This is a genomic window from Microbacterium sp. TS-1 (assembly GCF_000509385.1).
Lineage (GTDB): Bacteria > Actinomycetota > Actinomycetes > Actinomycetales > Microbacteriaceae > Microbacterium > Microbacterium arborescens.
Genome location: NZ_BASQ01000001.1, coordinates 1,130,116 through 1,147,358, shown reverse-complemented (window position 1 = coordinate 1,147,358; position 17,243 = coordinate 1,130,116). Strand labels below are relative to the sequence as shown.

16 protein-coding genes and 2 tRNA genes are annotated in these 17,243 nt (G+C 70.5%); 12 read left to right on the top strand and 6 right to left on the bottom strand.

Translation table 11 applies throughout. The annotated features are described in order from the left end of the window. Position 1: 1 nt before the first annotated feature. Complete coding sequence (gene lanKC / locus MTS1_RS05435; protein ID WP_023952146.1) at positions 2-2,623, bottom strand: class III lanthionine synthetase LanKC; 2,622 nt, start codon at positions 2,621-2,623, stop codon at positions 2-4. On the opposite strand from lanKC, the gene MTS1_RS16905 reads away from it, so the two are divergent. Continuing rightward, positions 2,588-2,995, top strand: coding sequence for a DUF5979 domain-containing protein (locus MTS1_RS16905; RefSeq protein ID WP_370576218.1), 408 nt, complete (start codon positions 2,588-2,590; stop codon positions 2,993-2,995). The two genes, lanKC and MTS1_RS16905, sit on opposite strands and share 36 nt — an antisense overlap. On the opposite strand, the gene MTS1_RS05425 is transcribed toward MTS1_RS16905, so the two are convergent. Both MTS1_RS05425 and MTS1_RS05420 read right to left on the bottom strand, forming a co-directional pair. Beyond that, on the bottom strand, positions 2,992-3,660 hold the full coding sequence (locus MTS1_RS05425; RefSeq protein WP_023952143.1) for a response regulator transcription factor: 669 nt from the start codon (positions 3,658-3,660) through the stop codon (positions 2,992-2,994). The two genes, MTS1_RS16905 and MTS1_RS05425, sit on opposite strands and share 4 nt — an antisense overlap. A 13-nt stretch (positions 3,661-3,673) precedes the next feature. Next, complete coding sequence (locus MTS1_RS05420; protein WP_023952141.1) at positions 3,674-4,948, bottom strand: sensor histidine kinase; 1,275 nt, start codon at positions 4,946-4,948, stop codon at positions 3,674-3,676. Between the two features lie 78 nt (positions 4,949-5,026). Here MTS1_RS05420 and MTS1_RS05415 point away from each other — a divergent pair, with 78 nt between their 5' ends. The 5 genes from MTS1_RS05415 to MTS1_RS05395 all read left to right on the top strand — a co-directional run bounded on the left by MTS1_RS05415 (position 5,027) and on the right by MTS1_RS05395 (position 8,512). Further along, complete coding sequence (locus tag MTS1_RS05415; protein ID WP_023952139.1) at positions 5,027-5,908, top strand: hypothetical protein; 882 nt, start codon at positions 5,027-5,029, stop codon at positions 5,906-5,908. 45 nt (positions 5,909-5,953) lie between these two features. Continuing rightward, a complete protein-coding gene (locus tag MTS1_RS05410; protein WP_023952137.1) occupies positions 5,954-6,751 on the top strand; it encodes an inositol monophosphatase family protein in 798 nt (265 codons plus the stop codon). A gap of 134 nt (positions 6,752-6,885) precedes the next feature. Further along, positions 6,886-8,280 (top strand): M23 family metallopeptidase, encoded by a 1,395-nt coding sequence (locus tag MTS1_RS05405; RefSeq protein WP_081731739.1) that lies wholly within the window; start codon positions 6,886-6,888, stop codon positions 8,278-8,280. A 63-nt stretch (positions 8,281-8,343) separates the two neighbouring features. Next, a tRNA-Thr gene (locus MTS1_RS05400) sits at positions 8,344-8,415 on the top strand. Positions 8,416-8,438: 23 nt separating this feature from the next. Further along, positions 8,439-8,512, top strand: a tRNA-Met gene (locus tag MTS1_RS05395). A 553-nt stretch (positions 8,513-9,065) separates the two neighbouring features. Here the strand turns inward: MTS1_RS05395 and MTS1_RS05390 are convergent. Further along, positions 9,066-10,385 carry a cytochrome P450 gene (locus MTS1_RS05390; protein WP_023952133.1) on the bottom strand — a complete coding sequence of 440 codons (1,320 nt, stop codon included), beginning with the start codon at positions 10,383-10,385 and terminating at the stop codon, positions 9,066-9,068. Between the two features lie 62 nt (positions 10,386-10,447). Further along, entirely contained in the window at positions 10,448-11,368 is a 921-nt protein-coding gene (locus MTS1_RS05385) for a DUF368 domain-containing protein (protein WP_023952131.1), read from the bottom strand. Positions 11,369-11,510: 142 nt separating this feature from the next. Here MTS1_RS05385 and MTS1_RS05380 point away from each other — a divergent pair, with 142 nt between their 5' ends. From MTS1_RS05380 to MTS1_RS05355, 6 genes are all read left to right on the top strand, one after another. Continuing rightward, the gene (locus MTS1_RS05380; RefSeq protein WP_023952129.1) at positions 11,511-11,870 is read left to right on the top strand and encodes a hypothetical protein; all 360 of its coding nucleotides are present in this window, start codon (positions 11,511-11,513) and stop codon (positions 11,868-11,870) included. After that, positions 11,867-13,657: a glycoside hydrolase family 15 protein gene (locus MTS1_RS05375; RefSeq protein ID WP_023952127.1), complete on the top strand. Its 1,791-nt coding sequence runs from the start codon at positions 11,867-11,869 to the stop codon at positions 13,655-13,657. Before MTS1_RS05380 ends, MTS1_RS05375 begins: the two co-directional genes overlap by 4 nt. After that, positions 13,647-14,531 carry an SMP-30/gluconolactonase/LRE family protein gene (locus tag MTS1_RS05370; RefSeq protein ID WP_036304652.1) on the top strand — a complete coding sequence of 295 codons (885 nt, stop codon included), beginning with the start codon at positions 13,647-13,649 and terminating at the stop codon, positions 14,529-14,531. The genes MTS1_RS05375 and MTS1_RS05370 overlap by 11 nt, the downstream gene beginning before the upstream one ends. Positions 14,532-14,584: 53 nt before the next feature. Continuing rightward, complete coding sequence (locus MTS1_RS05365) at positions 14,585-15,481, top strand: SDR family oxidoreductase (RefSeq protein WP_023952123.1); 897 nt, start codon at positions 14,585-14,587, stop codon at positions 15,479-15,481. Positions 15,482-15,574: 93 nt separating this feature from the next. Beyond that, positions 15,575-16,069 carry a MarR family winged helix-turn-helix transcriptional regulator gene (locus MTS1_RS05360; protein ID WP_233494895.1) on the top strand — a complete coding sequence of 165 codons (495 nt, stop codon included), beginning with the start codon at positions 15,575-15,577 and terminating at the stop codon, positions 16,067-16,069. Further along, the gene (locus MTS1_RS05355; RefSeq protein ID WP_023952119.1) at positions 16,066-16,488 is read left to right on the top strand and encodes an organic hydroperoxide resistance protein; all 423 of its coding nucleotides are present in this window, start codon (positions 16,066-16,068) and stop codon (positions 16,486-16,488) included. Before MTS1_RS05360 ends, MTS1_RS05355 begins: the two co-directional genes overlap by 4 nt. Positions 16,489-16,512: 24 nt before the next feature. Here the strand turns inward: MTS1_RS05355 and MTS1_RS05350 are convergent, their stop codons facing one another. Then, positions 16,513-17,208: a GTP pyrophosphokinase family protein gene (locus MTS1_RS05350; RefSeq protein ID WP_023952117.1), complete on the bottom strand. Its 696-nt coding sequence runs from the start codon at positions 17,206-17,208 to the stop codon at positions 16,513-16,515. Between the last annotated feature and the right edge of the window lie 35 nt (positions 17,209-17,243).

The window sequence follows — 17,243 nt, the reverse complement described above, 5'->3', positions numbered from 1 at the left end:
CTCACCTCCTTCGTTCGATCGCCGCCGGAGAACCGACGGGTGCGAGCACCGGGGGGAGTATGGGGAGGAGTGGCCGGTCGGTCATCGGACCGCGACCGGATGCCGCGACGAGGGTGAGCAGCACGCCCGCGGCTCCGGTGGCGAGGTCGCACGAGGCTCGCAGCATCCCGTCGCCGACGATGCGGACGCCGGCCGGGGCATCGAGCGCGTGCAGGGTCATCCGCGACAGGTGGTGGTCGCGGGCGCGGATCGTCTCCGGCGTCGCATGCCCGGTCGCGTGCAGCGAGTGGAGGAAGAGCGCCAGCCCCGCTCGGCCGGCGAAGATTCCCGACTGCACGACGAAGGGGGCCGACGCTGCTCGGATGATGCCGCGCAGTGCATCATCCAGCTCGTCGTCCGGCTCATGCGCCAGGTACTGCGCGAGGACGAGTCCGATGCCAGCCGACCCGTGGGCGAGATAGGGAAGCAGCCGCCAGCCCTGGTCCACCTGCAGCGAGCCGTCCCCGTCGCGCCGCAGCGCGCCGAGGTCGATGGCGAGAGCGTGGCGGGCGATCTCGAGAAAGCGCCGGTCTCGGGTGTGCTCGAACAGCCGCACGGCCAGGAGCGCGGTTCCGCTCGCGCCGCCCATGAGGCCGCCGCGCCGTCGTGATGCGGGTGGCGTCGTCATCGGCGCGCTCCGCTCGTCGAGCCCCCACCTCTCGCTGAGGCGGTCGACGATGTCGATCGCTCGAGCGAGGTCGTCGGGCGAGCCGGATGCGTCGAGGAGGGCGATGCCGATACCGGCGAGGCCCGAGGCGAGGTCGGAGCCCCATGCTCCGACGTCGAGCTCGACGCTCTGCAGGCGCTCGCTGAGCGTCGTGGCCTCGTCGGTGAGCCCCAGGCGGCGGCACGCCCACACCGCGCCCGCGAGGCCGTCCATCAGGCCGACGCGAGGGCGGTCGTCCCGCACTGCGGAGATCGAATGCGACACCCACGCGCGCATCTCGGACGGCAGAGCGACACCGGCGGCGTCGAGCGCGAGGGCGACCCCCAGTGCGCCGTGGGCGAGCGAGAACGCGGGCTCCGCGAACTGACGGGGATCGCCCGGCCACAGCCGGTCGCGGCGGTGCGGCGTCGCATCGGCGATCAGCTGCGCGGCGATCCGCTCGATCGTCGGACCGGGCTGGGGATGCCGGCCCGCCTGGCCGGGGGTGCCATCGCCGCGAGACCCGAGCCGCAGCGCGGCGGCCATGCGCTCGGACCATGCGCGAGGCAGGTCGAAGGCGGCCGCGGCCTCAGCGGCGAGAGCGCCGGCCTTCGCCGGCTGAAGAGCGAGCACGCTCGTGAGCGGCAGGAAGACGTACAGCTCGATGCACGCCAGTGCGTGAGCGTCGCGCCGCACGGGGTCGGGCTCATCGGGCAGCGTGAACCCGGCCGCACCGAGTACGGCGGCGGAACGGGAGCCGACCGGCATCGACATCTCGAAGTCGATGAGGCCCACCGACCCGTCCGCGTCGACCACGACGTTCGCGGGGTGCAGATCCCCGTGGGTGAGGCCAGCGGCGTGGAGACGGGAGATCTCCCGCCGCAGGGCATCGACGACGCGCAGCATCCGGTCGCGATACGCGTGGCGCTCCGCGGCGGTGGAGACCGCGGCGGTCAGCGGGCTGCCGGTCGACACCACCCGATCGAGCGGCTGGCCCGGCAGCTGTTCCAGGACGAGGAAGCGATGACCGTGCGCGTCGAGGGATGCCCGCACCTCCGGCACGCGCACTCTGCCGGCGACGGCTCGCAGGGTCCGTTCCTCGTCCTGGAGCCGCGCGACGGCATCGCGGCCGTCCGGGGTCCAGCCGGCGAACGGCCGGGCCTCCTTCACGATGACGGGGGAGCCGTCGAGAAAGCCGCGGTAGACGCCGCCGGCGTTGGAGTAGTGCAGCGCCCCGGTGATCTCCGGGAATCCCGCCGGCGGCTGGTCGCCGAGGGCGTCGAGCTGACGCCGGAGGAAGGTCGGCAGCTCGACCCAGGGCGGAACGTGGAACCCGGCTTCGCGGCGATCGGGAACCCACTGCCCGCTCCGCAGGTCGCGCACCGCCGGCAGGGACTCGCCGTCGACGAGCACTTCATGGTCGGTGAAAGCGCCGTACCGGACGAAGAGCGGCCCCGCGTTCCAGCGCAGGTCCGACAGGATGTACGGGCCGGGCCGGGAGCCGACTGCCTCGTCGAGGGTGGCGAGGCAGTGCTCCAGGCTCTCCTCCGAGGGGGGATAGAGCGTGATGAACTTCCCGGCACCCGACCGCTCGGCATCCTTCGCCAGCACGGCGTCGAGCGCCCGCTCGTCGATCAGGTGCTTGAACGGGATGCCGTGCCGGTGACAGTACGCCGACACGATGTCGAGCACATCACCGGCCCCGTCGGGCAGCGCCGTGACATGCACCTTCCACCCCTGAGCGGCGAGGCGCATCCCGGGCGGCAGCCAGATGGACCACGGATGCCGCCGGCCCCGCCGCCAGCCGTCCCACGGGACCACCGTCGACGGCGCGTAGACGTCCGCGCCTTCCGGCGCGCCGGCACGCGCGGCATCCGTGTCGGGTGAGTCGTAGAACACCCGATCCCGTATCGCGAAACGCCCGAAGATCGGATCCATCTGCTTCCCCCACGGACCGGTACGGCGGGCCCAGGGTCATCATCGGTCGGGCCGGACCGCGGGCTCGGCGGGCGAAGACCGGACAAAAGCCCCTTTGCCATTGCCGCGGGGAGCGGCGCAGGCGATGACGAGCAGGTGTACAGCGACCTGCCTGCCGGGTCGGAGTGCGTCGTGACGGAGACCCAATGCGGCACGACCGCGCTCGTGCAGGTGGCGACCGCCGACCCGGTCACCGTCGAGATCCTTCCCGCGACAGGCGGCGGAGAGCCGTACCTCGGCCTCATGCTCGGCCTGGGCAGCATGATGGTGGGTCTGCTCGTGCGTGGCAGAAACCGGTGCCGAAGTTTCACCCGGATGGATGACGAAACCTAGACCCGGTTGCGCGCTCCCCACAGCGCGAGCTGGGTGCGATCCGCGAGATCGAGCTTCTTGAGCGCGGAGTGCAGCTGCGATCGCACGGTGTGGACCGAGACCTGCAGCGTCTCGGCGATGCCCTCGTTGCTCGTGACGCCGCCGGCGAGAACGGAGATCACGCGACGCTCGGCGGAGGTCAGCTGCGCGCCGGCCTCGGGGTCTTCGGGGGCCCCGCCGCGGCGGACGAACTCGCGGATCAGCGGCGCCGTCACTCGCGATGACACGAGAGCCTCGCCCCGAGCCGCGGCGTAGATCGCGCCGACGAGCTGGTCCGAGTCGTGGCTCTTCAGCAGGTATCCGACGGCGCCGGAATCCAGGGCCTCGCTGACGTATCCGTCGACGGCGAAGCTCGTCATGACGATGACGGCGATGGGCGCGCTCCCGTCGTCGGGACGGGCGAGAAGGCGGGTCGCGGACAGCCCCGACATCTGGGGCATCTGGATGTCCATGAGCACGACGTCGGCGCGTTCGGCGCGCGCGACGTGGACGGCGTCGACGCCGTTCGAGACCTCGCCGACGACCTGGATGCCGGGAGCGCCTTCGAGCTGCAGTCGCAGCCCGCGACGCACAGCACGATTGTCGTCGGCGATCAGAACGCGGATGCGCTCGGCCCCACGAGTCATACCGTTCTCCTTGTCAGGCGACCGGGTCGATCGGGATCGTGATCCGCACTTCCCATCCGCCGGTCGGCGTCGGCCCTGCGAACAGTGTGCCCCGCAACAGCTCGACGCGCTCGCGCATCCCGCGCAGGCCCCAGCCGAGATCGAGGCCCGGAACAGGCGTCGAGTCACTGTTCGGGGCCCGGTTGACGATCCGGACGATGAGCTCGTCCTCGGCGGCGGTCACCGAGACGCTCACGGGTGCCCCGGGAGCGTGCTTGGCCGCATTGGTCAGCGCCTCCTGCAGGGCGCGGTACGCCGTGGTCGAGACGACGGCGGGCAGATCCGACACCCCGCCCGACAGCTCGAACGACACCGGCATGCCGCGCCGCGACCAGAACTGCACGAGTTCGCCCGCCCGGCGCAGGTCACGCGTCGTCTCAGTCGGGGTCGCTGCCTCCGTGTGCAGGTCGCTCAGTGCGCCCGCGAGGCTCGCAGCGGCGAACCGCCCCTCGTTCCTCACCTCACCGACCAGGCGGATCGCCTCGTCGGGGCGGGCCGGGGCGAGAGAGATGGCGGCATCGGCGAGTGTCACGAGCCCGGCGAGGTGCTGGCCCGCGACATCGTGCAGCTCTTGCGCGATGCGGGCGCGCTCGCGTTCGCGCGCGTCGTTGACCCGTGCGTCGTGCTCCTGGCGGGCGAGCTCGGCCTGCTCACGGGCCAGTGTCACCTGACGCACCTGGGCGCCCCACCAGATCCCGAGAGCGGTCGCCCCGAGGGCCGGAGCGGAGAAGCGGAAGAACTCGTTCGCCATGAAGCTCAGGGCGGTACTGACGTCGCCCGAGTAGAAGACGGCCCAGGTGAAGAGCCCGCCCATGCCGGCGACCACGACGCCGAGCAAGCACACGACGGCCGAACCGGCCGAGACCCGGCGGGCCAGAAGGAACTGCGCGAGTGCCACGACGAGGTACATGCCGATGAGCCAGTTCGGTATGTCGAAGGCGCCGAGGAGGACGAGGTAGACGGCGACCGTCGCGAAGACCGCCGTGCGGGGCCACCGCTCGCTCAGGAGAACAGCCGAGGCTTGGGCCACGCACGCCAGGGCGAGGATGACGCACAGGACCGATATGGATACGTCGAAGGGCCAGTCGACGGGACCAGCGATCATCGCGGTGATCGGCGTCGCCAGCACCTGGACGGTCGTGCTCACCGAGACGATCGCGACCAGGATCGCCGACGCGCGACGCGTGCGGAAGAAGGTCTGCGTCGCGGGTGCGCCGAAGTCGACGCCGGGCTCTCGGGGTGGCTTCACCACAGAATCCTCTCAGCCCCGCGCAGAAGCCCCGTGCATGCCAGGATGTGAGGAGTCAGCGCGGAAGGAAACCTGTCGATGAGCAAGCCCATCACATCTCCGGAATCGAGCAAGCTGCTGCGCGCCGCGATCTGGGTCGCCATCGGCGCACTCATCGCCGCGGCGATCGTGTGCGTCGTCTGGGTTCTGATCGGCTCGGGCACCGGCATCGTCGCGCGCGCCTTCATGACGGTGCTGCTGCTCGCGGGTTTTGCGGGCATCGCGATCCTCGAGTCGCACCTGGCGGGTCGTCGGCCCGCCTGGTTCGCGCTCACGAGCATGGGCAGCTGGGTCGTCGCGCTGCTGGTCGGCGCCGTCATGATCTGGCTGCCGTCCCCGACCGAGAGCTTCGGGTGGGGATACGAGCGCTTCATGCGCTTCCTCCTGGTCGTGCTGATTCTCCAGCTCGCGCTGCTGCACCTGCGCCTGTTCACGAAGGCCTACCTGCGCAACCCCACGACGTTCCTCTCGATCGTGACCTACGTCACCATCGCCTTCGTCGGCATCGTCGCCGTCATGCTGATCGTGCCGCTCGTCGGCGGCGAGTGGTTCGACTTCCTGCCGATCTACTGGCGCGTCGTGGTCGCGCTCACCATCCTCGCGGCGGTCGGCACCGCGCTGGTCCCGCTCGTGAACGCACTGCTGATGCCTCGCCCGCCGCATCCACCGGCAGCTGCGCCGTGGCCGACCTACGCCGACGGTCGCACGCCCCTGCCCGTGCTCGGCGATGGATCGCCCGACTGGCAGGCCTACTACACCGGTCGCCCCACCTACCCGCAGGGCTACGCCCCCGCGCAGCAGGCTCCGGCACATCCGACGGCGGCTCAGACGACCCCGCCGACGCAGGCGCCCGCGCAGCCGGGATACCAGGACTACCCGCCGCCCCCGCCGCTGCCCGACCAGCCGATCGCCCCGCGCTGACGTTCCCGGCCTTGCGGAGGCCGCGAACCCCGTAGCGTGGGTCGCATGGTGGATGCCCGAGAGCTCACAGATCTGGCCGTCGAGATCGCGCGCGAGGCGGGTGCGCTCGCGCGTCGACGCCGCAGCGAGGGCGTCGCGATCGCCGCGACCAAGTCCGCGCTCGCCGACATCGTCACCGAGGCCGATCGTGAGGTCGAGCTCCTCATTCGCGATCGCATCGCTCAGGCGCGGCCAGACGACGGGTTCCTCGGCGAGGAGTCCGGAGCCGAGCACGGCGCGAGCGGCTTGACCTGGGTCGTCGACCCCATCGACGGAACCGTCAACTACGCCTACGGCATCCCGCACTACGCGGTGAGCATCGCCGTCGTCGACGGCGAGCCCGATCCGCAGCAGTGGGAGGCGGTGGCCGCGGCGGTCTTCTCGCCGGCCGTCGACGAGATGTTCCGCGCGACCGCGGGCGAGGGCGCCTGGCTCGGCGACGCCCGCCTCGCGGTGTCCGAGCCGACCGACGCGGGCGCGCTCCTGGCGACCGGCTTCGGCTACGACCCGGCGACGCACGCGGGCGATCTCGCGCGGCTGGGCCGCATCATGCCCGTCGCGCGCGACATCCGCCGCGCCGGGGCGGCATCCCTCGATCTGGCGTACGTCGCCGCCGGCCGGCTCGACGGCTACGTCGAGCGCGGACTTCAGCCCTGGGACCACGCCGCCGGCGCGCTGCTGGTCGCCGAGGCCGGGGGAGTGGTGACCGGGATGCCCGGAGAGCGTCCGGGGCGGACCATGACGATCGCCGCGTCCCCGTCGCTCCACAGTCGTCTGGCAGAACGGGTTTTCCACGAAAGCTGACGCGTGGATCGCATTCCCAGCCGCAAGTCGTTAGTGTTTACCCGTTCGTTATCTTCGGAACCCGATCCGGAGGGCGGACACCACCCGGAGAGATTGTGCCGCGCCAGCGCGCGCTGTTTTCGAGAGCCTGCGATTTGACTTCTGAGACCACCCCCACCGAGGCCGCGTCCTCGCGACCCTCGGCAGGGGAATCCTCGTCCGGTGCGGCGACGGGTCTCACGCGGGCTACGGGACTGACGCGAGCGCAGTGGCGGCGTCTGGCGGCTGAAGCCGAGCTCGCCGCGAAGGTCGCCGCGGTTCCGACCGACGACGTCGCGACGATCGACGAGGCGCCGTCGACGCCCGACGAGCCCCGCGCGGCTTCGAGCGACGACGCGAGCACCGCCCCCGTTGCGAAGCCCGAGGCCCAGATCGACGACGAGACCGACGAGATGGTCCTCACGGTCCTCGACGGCGACGCCTACGCCGGCCCGGATCTCGTCACGCCCTCCCGTCGTCGTCGCTCGCGTCCGGCCGAGCACGCTGCCCCCCAGGGGGAGTCGTTCGGTCCTGCCGCAGTCGATTCCGCGAAGACCGAGACGGCGGATGCCGCCGAGACGAGCTCGGCCGGCGACTCGGGCGCCGGTGACGAGACCCGCAAGCCTTCGGACGCGCATGACGTCGACGAGTTCGAGTTCGCCGCGCGCCTGTTCTCCTTCACTGCTCAGACGCCGGTGCAGGTTGCCGAGGAATCGATCGCCGAGCACCAGCAGCGCACGCGCGAGGTCGCGGTCGCCCGCCCGGGGCGCCTGCGTCGTGTCGGCAAGCGCGTCGCCGCGGCATCCGTCTCGATCAGCGCCGTCGCGGCCGTCGGTCTCCTCGCGGTCGGCCTGACGAGCCCTGCCGCTGCGGTCTTCGCGTCCGGTGACACCGGCCGTGACATCACGGCGGAGGTGCCGCGGACGTCGGCCTCGATCGAGCCCGAGGAGATCCAGGCGTACGTGTCCTCGTCCAGCACGGGTGTGACGTTCGACCGCAGCGACACCTTCGACGTCACTTCGGTCTCGAAGATCGCCGCAGACTCGGGTGTGACCAACTTCGCCGGCACGTGGGTCAACGACCCGAACGCCGCGATCCAGTGGCCGTTCCCGGTCGGTGTACCGATCTCGGCGCAGTTCGGCTCCGTCTCATACCTCTCCGAGTTCTCGCGTCCGCACCGCGGGGTCGACCTCACTCCGGGCGCAGGCGCGGACATCCACGCCGTTGCGGGCGGAACCGTCCGCATCGCGACCGAGGCGGGCGGCGACTACGGAGTGACGGTCGTCATCGACCACAACATCGACGGCGAGCTCGTCTCGACCCGGTACGGGCACATGCAGTACGGCTCGCTCAAGGTCAAGGTCGGCGACACGGTCGAGCCCGGCCAGATCATCGGCAAGGTCGGCAGCACCGGCAAGTCGACGGGGGCTCACCTGCACCTCGAGGTCCTCCTCGGCGGCACCACGCAGACCGATCCCATTGCCTGGCTCGAGGAGCACACGAAGCGCTGACCTGATTCGAAGTGAGGCCGCCGAGATGGTATCCTCTTCTAGTTGCCCGCTTGCGGGTGGCACGCCCCGATAGCTCAGTGGCAGAGCACTTCCATGGTAAGGAAGGGGTCGTCAGTTCAATCCTGACTCGGGGCTCGCAGCATCCTCGGATGCGTTGCGGCAGGGTAGCTCAGTTGGTGAGAGCGCACGACTCATAATCGTGAGGTCGCGGGTTCAAGCCCCGCTCCTGCTACAGATGAAAACCCCCGGTGCGTCCGGGGGTTTTGTCGTATCCGGGATGAGGTCGACGCGGCGGCCGTCGCGCCGAACACGAACGCATCAGGGAAAGAGGAGGCGCCCGGGACCCCTCCAGAGTCCCGGGCGCAGGTCGGACGCGAGACGAGGACCTAACTCGCGGCCGAGGGATCGAGCAGGCCCGCCCTGCTCCCCATCAGCGCTGGATCGCACCCGACGTGATGATCATGCCTCGGGTGGCAGATGGCCCGTGCTCACCGGCTGCGCCCCTGGCCGGGCTCAAAAAAGCCGGTCAAACGACTTAAAAGTCCCGCGACTGGGCTCTTGAAGGGCTCTGTATCCGCTGATGTTCCGCGCAGGATTTCATCCGATCGGATGATGCCGGGCACTCCCACGCGGACCGGAAACCAGAACGCCCCGTCATCCGAGGATGCGGGGCGCTCCACGATCCGGGGGGAAGATCGTCGACGTCATCGACGCTAGGGCCTCCCGGGCGGTCCGTCGAGTCGGCCTTTCGGGGGACACGATGCCCGAGGACGGGTCGTGTCGCGTCAGCGCCGGTGGAACGGGCAACCACTGCCGGTGCCGGCCGCACGGACACGACCGCCCGACGCGGGCTTCGTCGGCAGCCGGCGCATGTCGACGTCGAGACCGGAGCCGAGGATCGTGACATCCGGGTGGCTCAGCGCCGTGATCGCGGTCGCGAGCCCGGCGATCGCGAGCTTCTCTCCCGGGCACCGGTGGCCGGTGGCGACATCCGCGCCGCCGTGCGGGACGAACGCGGGAAGAGCCTCGTAGTCGTCGACGCCGATGAAGCGCTCGGGCGCGAACGAGTCGGCGCGCTCCCACGACCTCTCATCGACGTTGGTGCCGAGGATGTCGAGGACGACGCGGCCACCCGCCGCGACGCGCTGGCCGTCGAGCTCGATGTCGGCGACCGCACGCGCGGGGAGCATCGGGACGAACGGGGCCGTGCGGCGGACCTCCTGGGCGAACGCGATGGCGAGCGGTCCGCCGTCGAGGGTCTTGCGATCGGCCGCCTCCGCGGCGATGCGCTCGCGCCACTCCGGACGGTCACGCAGCTCCTTCGCCGCGAAGGCCACGAACCGCGCGACGGCGATCATGGGTCGCATGCTGTTCTGCAGCTCGATCCCGGCGAGTCGCGCAGACAGCAGCACGCCGGCGCGATCGCGGTGCCAGGCCCACGCGTGGAGGGCCGTTCCGGGCTTCGGCTGGAGGTCGCCGTCGCGCACCGCCTCGATGAGGTGCTGAGCGTGGCGGTCGGACCAGCGGCGATTGATCCACGCGAGGATGCACTCGGGCGAGTAGGGGACGCCGAAGCCGTCCACAATCTGCGCCAGGCGTGCCGCCCACCGCGTCTTCGCGGCGGGAGTGCCCGGAAGTCCCGCCCACCGCATGACGGCACGCCCGAACGCGCCCACAGCCGCGTCGTAGGCGGAGCGCTCACCGCCGGCGAACCAGTCGTCGAGCTCGCGCTGCCACTCGGCGGCGAGGAAGGGGCGCAGGCGCTCGACCTGCTCGTCCTCGTAGGCGACGTCGAGGAACGTCGCTTTGCGGTGCCTGTGGTCCTGACCGTCGAGGCTGTGAACCGAACCGTGGCCGAAGAGGGTCTCCTGCACGATCCCCGGCATCGCCCCGTGACGCCGCACCCGATCCTCGTCGTAGAACACCTCGACGCCCTCGGCGCCCCGGACGAAGATCGTCGGATCGCCGAGAAGGCCCATCGGCGCCGAGCGAGCGCCGGCTCGCACTCGCCTCCAGATCCGATCGCCGAACCCGTAACCGCGCAGCAGAAGCTGGGGGGAGTCGTCGGTCAGCGTGCGTGCAGCGGCGGTGATCGAAGACATCATGAGTCCACGCTCACACGCCGGCCCGGCTGAGCCGAGGGGGAGGCGGATCCAGCTGACGTGTGCTAGCCCGCGGCGCCCGATTCGAGGCGACGAGCAGCCCTGCGCAGAACAGCGGATTCGATGAGGAGCACGCCGCCCACCGCCGCCGCGCCGATGAGGACGAGGAGCAGCACCGGCAGGGCATCGGGCCCGGGGGGCTGCACAGTGCCGCCCTCCTGCCATGGCCACAGGGCGCGGAGCGAACCGAGCATCAGGCCCGTCATCATCGCCAGCATGACGCGCCGCCGGTGGACCAGCAGCCACTGCAGCACCGACACGAACAGCCCGAGACCGATCATCGCGCCGAGGATGAACACGCCCAGATAGACCAGGTCGCGCTCGTTCACGGCGGCCAGCGTCGGGGCGTACATACCGACGGCCAGCAGGATGAACGAGCCCGAGACGCCCGGGACGACCAGTGCGCACACGGCGAACGCCGCCGCGAGCGCGACCACCGGAAGGGGCGGTTCGAGAGGATCGACCTGGGGGAGGCTCGTGAGGAGGAAACCGGCGACGGCGCCGACGGCCGCGATGGCGTACTCGCGCATCCGCCAGCGACCGCCGACCATCCGGATCGGGACGACGAGCGAGGCCAGGATGAGTCCCGCGAAGAGGGCGCGCGAGGCGACGGGCTCGGCCTCGATGATCGGTGCGAGGATCGCGGATGCCGCGAGGACCGCGGCGATCATGCCGAAGCCGACGGGCAGGACCACCGACCAGCGCACGGCGGCGAACTCCTCGCGCGCACGAGTGAGGCCGCGGCCCCGGACGCCGTCGGAGGCGGCGCGGGCGACACCGCGGGCGAGGTGGCCGGCCGAGTCGATGAGCGTCTCGTACACCCCGACGATCAGCGCGACGGTGCCACCGCTGACCCCGGGGATGATCTCGACGGTCCCGATGAGAGCGCCGCGACCGGCATCCAACAGCATTCGGGCGACGGGCATGGGTGACCTCCGGGATGACGACGACGGAGCGTTCCACGCTACCGGTGACCACCTGAGCGACCCGTGGTGGTCGCCGTTACCGCGCCCTCGGGCCCGGTGCAAGTGGCTCGACGAATTCATCGCTCCCGCGCATCGTGGAGTCATGTCCAACGCATTCAACGACGACCTCGCCCGCCCCACCGCAGCCGAGGACGCCGGCATCCAGCCGCTGCGCGACGGCGATGCGACCAGCGTGGCCGATCCCGACCTCGACCCCGCGCAGCGAGAGTGGGACCGCACCGACGCGATCGACGAGGCGCTCGACGCCGGCGTCGACCCCGCCGAACTCGACACCGCCACCGCCACGAGCGACGACCCGGCGCACATTCCCTCGGACGAAGACGAGATCCCCGCGGAGGACCTGCCCACGGGATACGCCCAGCCCGAGACCCAGGGAGACGACCCGGTCATCGCCGAGCTCGGTGAGGACGGCGAGGGCGACATCAACGACGAGGGCATGTGACCGCGGGGATCGAGTCGTACGCGCCGATCGGCGACGGTCGCACCGTCGCGCTGATCGGACTCGACGGCAGCGTCGACTGGCTGCCGCTTCCCGAACTCACCTCCACCCCGGTCTTCGCCCGCCTGCTCGACAGTGAGACGGGCGGGTGCCTCGAGCTCGCGCCCACCGAGGAGTTCGAGACCACCCGGCGGTACATCCCCGACACCAACGTCCTGGAGACGACGTTCACCACCGCCCGCGGAACCGTGAAGGTCACCGACGCGATGGTCTCGGGAGTCGCCGGGCGGATGCCGTGGGCGGAGCTGGCGAGGCGCATCGACGGAATCGATGGCACCGTGCCGATGGCCTGGCGTATCCATCCCGGCACCTCGCTGCGGACGGCATCGCCCTGGATCGAGCGCACCCAGCACGGCGATGTCATCCGCAGCGGCAAGACCGCCCTCGTCGTCGTGGGTTTCGAGCACGGCCCCGACGCGCCCGACCCCGACGGCACGAGCGGCCCGCGCCTGACCGGGTCGTTCACCACCTCGGCCGGTTCGCGCCACCTGATCGCGCTCGCCGCGACGCACGACGAGCCCCTGCATCTTCCCGACCCGCGCAACGTCGACATCGGCATCGACCGGACGATCGACAACTGGCGGCACTGGTCCGAGGTCTTCTCGTACGAAGGGCCCTGGCAGGAACGCATCCAGCGCAGCGCGCTCGCCCTCAAGCTGCTCATCTTCAGCCCCACCGGCGCGATCGCCGCGGCCGCCACCACCTCGCTGCCCGAGAATCCCGAGGGCGGCAAGAACTGGGACTACCGCTACGCCTGGGTTCGCGACCTCGCCTACACCGCTCACGCCCTCGTGCGCTTCGGGCTCCGCGAGGAGACGCATGCGGCGCTGTCGTGGATGCTGCGCACCATCCGCGAGCACGGGCCCGAGCTGCACGTCATGTACACGCTGAACGGCGACCTCGTGCCCGACGCCCAGGACTATCCCGTGCCCGGATGGCGCGGCAATCAGCCCGTCGTGACGGGCAACCCCGCCCGCGAGCAGCTCCAGCTCGGCGTCTACGGCGACCTCATGGCCATCTGCCGAACGTACGTCGATGCGGGCAACGTGCTCGACATCGGAACGGCACGGATGCTGGCGGGTGTCGCCGACCGCACGTGCGACCTGTGGCGCAACCCCGACTCGGGCATGTGGGAGCTGCCGGAGGAGCGGCACTACACCTCGTCGAAGATGGGCTGCTGGAAAGCTCTCGACGACGCGGTCGCGCTCGCCGAGAGCGGTGCGATCCCCGGAAGCGCGGAGCGGTGGAAGGCCGAGCGCGAACGCATCCGGCTCTGGATCGAAGAGAACTGCTGGTCGGAGGTGAAGTCTGCGTACGTGTTCTACGCCGGGTCCGAGGAGCTCGACGCCTCCGTGCTGCTGCACGCGCCAACCGGCTTCGACCGCGGCGAGCGCATGTCGACGACGATCGACGCCCTCACCGCGGAACTGGGCGCCGGGCCGCTGCTGTACCGCTACAGCGGGGTATCGGCCGAGGAGAAGACGTTCGTCGCCTGTGCGTTCTGGCGCGCTGAGGCGCTCGCGTGCGTCGGCAGGCATGACGAGGCGCTCGACCTCGTCGACCAGCTCGTCGCCCTCGCGAACGACGTCGGCATCTACGCCGAGATGATCGACGCCGCCGACGGCACCGCGTGGGGCAACACCCCGCAGGCCCTCAGCCACCTCGCGTTCATCGCGACCGTGCTCACCATCCGCGACGTCGTCCCCGGGGAGGCACTCCGTGACAGATGAGATCGGAGTGTTCCGCGACACCCGTGCCGTGCTCGTCGAGAGCATCTGGTGGGATCACCGCGCCGACGAGGTCGTGTGGGTCGACATCACCGCGGGACTGCTGCATCGCGGCCCGCTCGACGGAGCGGTCGACGGCAGTGACGACCGCGTCGTGGAGCTGCCCCCGCCGCTGTCGGCGGTGCAGCCGGCCGCGGGCGGCGGCTACATCGCGGCGCTGAAGGACCGGGTCGTCCTGCTCGACCCGGACGGGCGCATCGAGCGCGACCTCGCGACGCTGCGTCACCGCCACGACGGGATGCGGCTGAACGAGGGCAAGGTCGATCCGTTCGGCCGGTTCGTCGTCGGTGCCATGGAGCTCACGCGCGACGCCCCCGACGCGACCGTCTGGTCGGTCGACCCCGACGGCGGTCTGCGCGTGCTCGGCGGCGGCTACGGCGTCGCCAATGGCATGGAGTGGTCGGACGACGGGCGCACGATGTACATCACCGACACCGCGACCTCGACGGTCTACCGGGCGCCATACGGCCCCGCCGGCGACCTCGGCGAGCTCGAGCCGTACCTCGTGGGCCGATCGAGCGACGGGCTGGTCCTCGCGACCGACGGCTCGTTCTTCAACGGCCTGTACGGCGAGGGCATCGTGGCGCGCTGGAGTGCGAACGGCGAACTCGTCGACGAGATCGCGATGCCCGCGCCCAACATCACCTCCGTCGCGTTCGCCGGGCCCGACCTCGACGTCCTCCTCGTCGGATCGGCGCGCGAGAACCTCTCCGAGGAGCAACTGCAGCGGCATCCCCTCTCGGGCGGCATCCTCCGCCTCGAACCGGGCGCGACCGGCCGCCCCATCCACACGTTCGGATCCGCGCCGATCACCTGATCGACGGACCCGAGTGACGACCACCCCCAGGAAGACCGATGGAAGGAGACACCATGTCCCGTGACCAGTACACCTTCGCCAACCCCGCCGAGCTGTACGCGGACATCGAGCCCGAGAAGCAGCACATGGACGAGCCGGGCCTCGACGCCGACCTCACGCCGAAGGCCGACCTCGGCGAGGAGAGCTACCGCGGCAGCGGCCGCCTCACCGGGCGCAAGGCGCTCGTCACGGGCGGCGACTCGGGCATCGGCGCCGCGACCGCGATCGCCTTCGCTCGAGAGGGGGCCGACGTGGCCATCTCCTACCTCCCCGAGGAGGAAGAGGACGCGAAGCGCATCGCCGGCATTCTGAAGGATGCGGGCGTGACGGTGGCGCAGCTCCCGGGCGACCTGCGCGACCCGGAGTACTGCCGCTCGCTCGTCGCCGACACCGTCTCGGCGCTGGGCGGCATCGACATCCTCGTCAACAACGGCGGCAAGCAGATCTTCCAGTACGAGCTGGCCGATCTGACCGACGAGCAGTTCGACGACACCTTCAAGACCAACGTCTACGCGATGTTCTGGATCACCAAGGCCGCGCTCCCGCACCTGCCGGCGGGCGCTTCGATCATCAACACCACGTCGATCCAGGCCTACTCGCCGTCGGAGACGCTCGTGGACTACGCCTCGACGAAGGCGACGATCAACACCTTCACCAAGGCCCTGGCGCAGCAGCTCGCACCGAAGGGCATCCGCGTGAACGCCGTGGCGCCCGGGCCGATCTGGACGCCGCTGCAGCCGAGCGACGGGCAGCCGCAGGAGAAGATCGACAGCTTCGGCGAGGAGACGCCGCTGGGACGCATGGGCCAGCCGGCGGAGCTCGCGCCCGCCTACGTGTTTCTCGCTTCCGCGGAATCGAGCTACGTCGCGGGGGAGACCCTGAACGTCAACGGCGGCATGCCCACGCCCTGACGTCCGCGCTCGGAGGGCGCCGGCGGCCCCGGCTGCCGGCGCTCTTCCCGACCATATTGATTGTGCACAACTGAGTTGTGTACGATGCGTCACATGGAACCGACGCAGCACATGGTCTGCTTCTCGCTCTATGCCGCGTCGCGCGCGACCACGAAGGCGTATGCCGCCCTGCTCGAGCCGCACGGGTTGACCTATCCGCAGTACCTCGTGCTCGTGCTGCTGTGGAACCGCGACGGGCGCAGCGTGAGCGACCTGGGCGAGGCGCTCGACCTCGACTCGGGCACCCTCTCGCCGCTGCTGCGCCGGATGACGCGCGACGGTCTGGTCGAGCGCGGCCGCGACAGTGCCGACGAGCGCGTCGTGACCGTGTCGCTCACCGACCGCGGGCGCGAGCTGCGCACGGAGCTCGCTCACGTCCCCGCCTGCATCGCGCAGGGGATGGGCGTCACCGTCGACGGAGCCCGTCAGCTGATCGCCGCCCTCACCGAGCTGGCGGACGGGATGCGCGATACCGCCACCGATCTGCGCGCGGCTCCTCGCGCGACGAAGACCACCCCCGAAAAGGAAATGAAGGAGGAGCACGCATGAGCGCTCTCTACACCGCCGAAGCACTCTCGACGGGCGCCGGCCGAAACGGGCACGTCCGCACCACGGACGGCCGCGTCGACCTCGAGATGGCCATCCCGAAGGAGATGGGCGGCTCGGGCAACGGCTCCAACCCCGAGCAGCTGTTCGCCGCCGGTTACGCCGCCTGCTTCCACTCCGCCCTCCAGATGGTGGCGCGGTCCAAGAAGATCGACGTGACCGACTCCGCCGTCGGCGGTCAGGTGCAGATCCACCCGACGGATGCCGGCGGGTTCTCGCTCTCGGTCGTCCTCGAGGTCGTGCTGCCCGGTGTCGAGCGCGAGGTCGCTCAGGAGCTCGCCGATGCTGCGCACCAGGTGTGCCCGTACTCGAACGCGACCCGCGGCAACATCCCCGTCGAGATCACGGTCTCGGAGGACTGATCCCGGCGTCCCCGCGTCGCGCGCTCAGATGCGCACGACGCGGGGACGGTGCCGCACCTCCCGGTGCAGGCGCTCCATCTTCGCGTCGAGCTCGGCCGCCGTCTCCGCGGCATCCTTCAGCTCCGCGATCAGCTCCGCCGGCACGTTCGCCGCGAACTTGTAATAGATCTTGTGCTCGAGGCTCGCCCAGAAGTCCATCGCGATCGTGCGGAACTGCACCTCGACGGGGACGGTGATGCGGCCCGTGGACAGGAAGACGGGCACCTCCACGATCGCGTGCAGGCTCTTGTAGCCGTTGGGCTTGGGCTCGGCGATGTAGTCCTTGACAGTCCGCACCTCGATGTCGTCCTGGGCCGTGAGCAGGTCGAACAGGCGGTAGGCGTCCTGCGTGAAGCTGCACGTGACGCGCACGCCCGCGATGTCGGTGATGTGCTCGCGGATCGACGCGAACTCGGGCTCGACGCCCTTGCGCACGACCTTCTCGACGATGCCGTCGGGCGATTTCAGCCGGCTGGAGAGATGCTCGATCGGGTTGTAGTCGTGCAGCTGCTGGAACTCGTCGCGCAGGATCTGCAGCTTGGTCTCGATCTCCTGCATCCCGAACCGGTACTCCAGGAGGAACTGCTGGAACTCGTCGCGAAGGCTCCGCAGCTCCTGGGGTGAGAAGTTCTGCAGACCGTCGGTGATCGATAGCGGGGGCACGGAGCTGCCGGTCGTCATGGCACCGACGGTACCGATCCGGCATCGGCGGCGGC